This is a genomic window from Acinetobacter lactucae (assembly GCF_013344765.1).
GTDB classification, from domain to species: Bacteria; Pseudomonadota; Gammaproteobacteria; order Pseudomonadales; family Moraxellaceae; genus Acinetobacter; species Acinetobacter lactucae_A.
The window spans coordinates 1-3,951 of the sequence record NZ_JABVBF010000230.1 but is presented as its reverse complement, the minus strand read 5'-3'; the positions used below and the strand labels follow the sequence as shown (position 1 = coordinate 3,951).

Below are 3,951 nucleotides of genomic sequence, written 5' to 3'. Positions count from 1 at the left end.
ATTGGTGAGCACTCAAGTGCAATTAAAGTATCATGATCCAAAGCCAAAATTACGATAGTAAACACTAAAAATAACATGGTCATCCAAGCCATAAATAACCCACCCGGCATTTTATATTTTGATTGGATGTGTAGTTCAGGGCTTTTCTTACGATAATAAATATATGAAAGCACAATCAACATAAACGTAAAAATACATAAAATTGAAGTGAGCGCTGAAATAATCGTAAATGCGGTCATAACATTTGGAACAATAAATAAAATAGAGGTTCCCACCGTCACGCAAGCCATTGAAAATATGAGTCCTCGAATTGGAACTTTGCTTTTTGACAGCTTACTAAAGCTTTTAGGTGCATCATTATCTAACGCTAGACCATATAACATCCGGCTAGTTGCAAAGATTCCACTATTTGCAGAAGATAAAGCCGAAGTCGCAACAACAAAGTTGATTAAACCTGCTGCAATTGGTAACCCAACTAAAGTAAACATTTCTACAAATGGGCTTTTTTCTGGTGAAACCTTAGCCCAAGATGTGACCGCAATAATACAAACCAATGCGCCTACGTAGAATAATAAAATGCGTAAAGGAATAGAGTTAATTGCTTTTGGAAGTGATTTATGCGGGTCTTTGGTTTCAGCAGCAGTTGTGCCAACAAGTTCAATGCCTACAAATGCAAATATGGCAATTTGGAAGCCAGCTAAGAAACCTGTTACACCATAAGGAAACATCGATTCTGTTTCAAACAAATGGCTCATTGAAGCCTTAACGCCATTTGGTGAAGTAAACCCAGTACTAATTAAGTAAATACCAGCCAGAATAAATAGAATAATTGCAGTAATTTTGATGAGTGAGAACCAGAACTCAAGTTCACCGAACAATCGAACGGCCACAAAGTTAAGTATGGTTAAGATGGCTAATGATGTAAATGCTGGAATCCAGACGGGTAAATAGGGATACCAAAACTGCATGTACCCTCCGATCACAATCACATCGGCAATCGCAGTAATAATCCAGTTGCACCAGTAAGACCAACCAAGGAAAAACCCCGCCCACGGACCGAGATAAGCAGTTGCAAAATCGGCGAAGGTTTTAAAATTAGTGTTCGCAAGCAACAATTCACCCATTGCCCGCATCACGAAGAAAAAGAAGAAACCAATAATTAAATAGGTTAAAACAATTGAAGTACCCGAAACACTTAATGTTTTCCCGGAACCCATAAATAATCCAGTACCAATTGCACCACCAATTGCGATCATCTGAATATGACGATTGGTTAATGAGCGCTGCAATTTCCCTTCTTCTTGCTCAGTCATATGTTGACTACCAAGAAGATCTCCTTCCAGAAATTGCTTTCCGTTATTCTTACTCATGTAATATTTACTCCAATTTATAGCAACCGTCGTAAATGCTTTAATAATAAATAAATTATATGGTTATTAATTTAGTCCATTAAACTATTTTAAAAATATTATTAAACCACTTAAAACCTTATAAATTCCTTTTTAAAAGCTATTACCTATAACAATAAAAATTAATCATAAATCCTTTCCTTCATTATTATATTAGCCCGCTCTTCTCAATACATTTTCAATAAATAATTAAAATATATAAATTAATTAATATTTTACTTATTTACCCTTAATATATAAAAAACAGGCTAATTAATCTCAGCTCAGCGAGCAAGATTGTATTTATCCATATACTCATCTTGCGCTAGCGATAATATATTATTCCTTCTTAAATTTGGTGAAATGTATAGTAATTTTCGCTTAATTAACAGCCATTCGAAAATGTTCTGTGGCTTTGAGTTTATTGACCACTTCTTGGCTCGCAACTTGTTTAACATAAACGCTTAGCATCCGAACTAATGATCCATTTTCAACATTTAATTGGTTTGCTTGTTCTTTCGTTAACTGCAATATGTTTTGATGAGGTTTGCTATACACAAGAATGGCACGATAATTTTCATAATCATCATTTGCCACAATGTAAGACTCATCCCCTACAGCAATATTTTCAGGCTGTTCGATTTCTACCGCTACAGACTGACTTTCTTTAATTGCCCGTAAATTTTCGATATCCGCTTGCAGCGTTGCGCCCCCATCAAAAATATCGACATAGCCTTTATAACGTAGCCCCTCTTCAAGCAGCAGGTTATAGGCTGGTCGAGTATTCGGGTGCACAATGCCAATCGTGGCTTTAGCATCGTCAGGTAACATATCGACATAGAGTGGATGTCTTGGCATCAACTCAGCAATAAAAGCCTTTTGTCCCACTCCACTCAAATAATCAGCCTTGGTAAATTCAATATTAAAAAACTTATGACCTACCGCATTCCAAAATGGTGACTGCCCATTGGCGTCAGAATATCCACGCATTTCGGCAACAATCGTTTCTTCAAAATATTGACGGAATGCTGAGAGAAATAAGAAACGGACTTTAGATAAAAATTTGCCATTTTTATTTAAGCGATAATCAGGGTCTAAAAATAAAGTACAAAGCTCACTACAGTTAGTATGGTCATTACTCAAATACAAAGTCGGTAAAGCGTTATAAACACTTAACGGTTCTGAAGCGTGAACTTGGGTTCCTACATGGAAATTGTACCAAGGCTCTTTTAAACCAAGTGCAACTTCAATTCCGCAAACGCCGACAACTTTGTTGAGTTCAGTATCTTCTAAAACAAATAAGTAAACCTGATCTGCCTTTGGGAGTTCGCCTGCGACTGTCTTACACGCCCGCTCAATACGAGCAGCAAGTTTTTCCATATTTGGCTGCAAAGATGTCAAACCAAAACCTGCTTTTTGCGCCAACAGGTAAAGGTCATTAACATCTTTAGGTTCGATGTAGCGAATAATCATCATGCTGCTTGTTCATCCTTTTGAATTTCCACAAAGCGAGCAAGCGCACGTTCAAAGCGTTTTAGGCCTTCATCAATATCAGCAAATGGAATAATCAAAGACGGTGTAAAACGTACAACATTTGGACCTGCAATAAGACTCAATAAACCTTCTTCGCCCGCAAGGTTATTGATGTCTTTTGCTTTACCAGCAAATTTGTCTTTTAAGGCACAACCAATCAGTAAGCCTTCACCACGAATCGTTTCAAAAATTTCATATTTCTCATTTAATTGATTTAAAGCGTTTTTATAGTAGTCATGACGTTCTTTGACACCATTAAGCACTTCGGGCGTATTAATAAATTCAAATACTGCACCCGCAACCGCACTTGCTAGCGGGTTACCACCATAAGTCGTGCCATGTGTACCCACTGAAAAATGCGGAGCAAACTTATCTATTGTTAACATTGCACCGACTGGAAAACCGCCGCCCAATGCTTTTGCAGTGGTTAATACATCTGGAATAACACCAGAGTTCATGTAGGCATAAAGTGTACCTGTACGACCAACACCCGTTTGCACTTCATCAAAAATCAGCAATGCACCAAACTCATCACACAATGCACGTAAACCTTTTAAAAATTCGATATCAGCAGGAATAACACCGCCTTCACCTTGAATCGGCTCAACAATGACTGCACATGTTTGTTCATTAATGACTGCATTAGCCGCTTCTAAATCATTATAAGCAACATGGCTAATACCGTTTGGAAGTGGTGCAAAGTCTTGTGAATATTTTGGTTGGCCGCCTGCTGAAACGGTAAATAAAGTACGGCCATGGAAAGCATTGTTAAATGCCACAATGCCACTTTTACCTGCAACACCGCTGTCGAGTCCAACTTTACGCGCAAGTTTTAATGCTGCTTCATTCGCTTCAGCACCTGAATTACAGAAGAATACTTTATCGGCAAATGTATTTTCAGTGAGTTGTTTTGCAAGGCGTAGAACGGGTTCATTTGTATAACCGTTACCTACATGCCAAAGTTTTGTTGCTTGTTCTGTTAAAGCATTTACTGCCACTGGATGCGCATGACCTAATGCGTTTACTGCAA

The 3,951-nt window shown here is 37.8% G+C and carries 3 protein-coding genes; all 3 read right to left on the bottom strand.

All coding sequences use genetic code 11. The features are described from left to right. Nucleotides 1-1,370, bottom strand: a 1,370-nt coding sequence (locus tag HUN22_RS15905; RefSeq protein ID WP_174731371.1) for an amino acid permease, incomplete at its 3' end; no start/stop codon positions are given. 399 nt (nt 1,371-1,769) lie between these two features. Further along, complete coding sequence (gene astA / locus HUN22_RS15900) at nt 1,770-2,864, bottom strand: arginine N-succinyltransferase (RefSeq protein WP_174731368.1); 1,095 nt, start codon at nt 2,862-2,864, stop codon at nt 1,770-1,772. Next, nucleotides 2,861-3,951 (bottom strand): bifunctional succinylornithine transaminase/acetylornithine transaminase (locus HUN22_RS15895; protein WP_174731364.1); only part of this gene is annotated, 1,091 nt, incomplete at its 5' end. The genes HUN22_RS15895 and astA, both read right to left, overlap by 4 nt.